1 protein-coding gene is annotated in these 551 nt (G+C 62.6%); it reads left to right on the top strand.

The features are described 5' to 3' along the window. A partial coding sequence (locus AB4Z27_RS29380; protein WP_441646027.1) for an aldolase occupies positions 1-507 on the top strand: 507 nt, incomplete at its 5' end. Positions 508-551: the final 44 nt, after the last annotated feature.

Below are 551 nucleotides of genomic sequence, written 5' to 3'. Positions count from 1 at the left end.
GTGCTTTCCGGAAACGGCATGCCGAACCCTGCCAACCGCTTCCATTCCTGGCTGTATCGCGCGCGTCCGGACCTGAACTGCATCGTTCATTCCCACGCGCCGCATGCCTCTGCGCTTGCCATGCTCGAGGTTCCCCTGACCATCTCCCATATGGACACCTGCGTCCTCTACGACCAGACGGCATTCCTCGGGAAATGGCCCGGCATCCCGGTTGGCAATGAAGAAGGCGAGATCATCTCCAGGGCACTCGGCGACAAGAAGGCGATCCTGTTGTCACACCACGGCCTTCTGGTTGCTGGTGCGTCGGTGGAAGAAGCTTGCGTGCTGGGTGTGATGTTTGAACGCGCCGCGCGCCTGCAGCTCCTGGCAATGGCGGCAGGCGAGATTCAGCCGATTCCGCCAGAACTGGGTCGTGAAGCGCAACGCTGGGTGAGTACCCAGAAGCGGTTCGAAGCGACGTTCGCCTACTATTCCCGCCGCGCCCGTCGCGAACTGCCGGCGGATTGAAGCGGAGGCGCGGCCGTTCAACGTTTCGTCGGATCGTCGGCGGT

Source organism: Cupriavidus sp. KB_39 (genome assembly GCF_052114485.1).
Classification (GTDB): domain Bacteria; phylum Pseudomonadota; class Gammaproteobacteria; order Burkholderiales; family Burkholderiaceae; genus Cupriavidus.
Note: the sequence above shows the minus strand (reverse complement) of the source record. Positions and strands in the feature narration are given on the sequence as shown.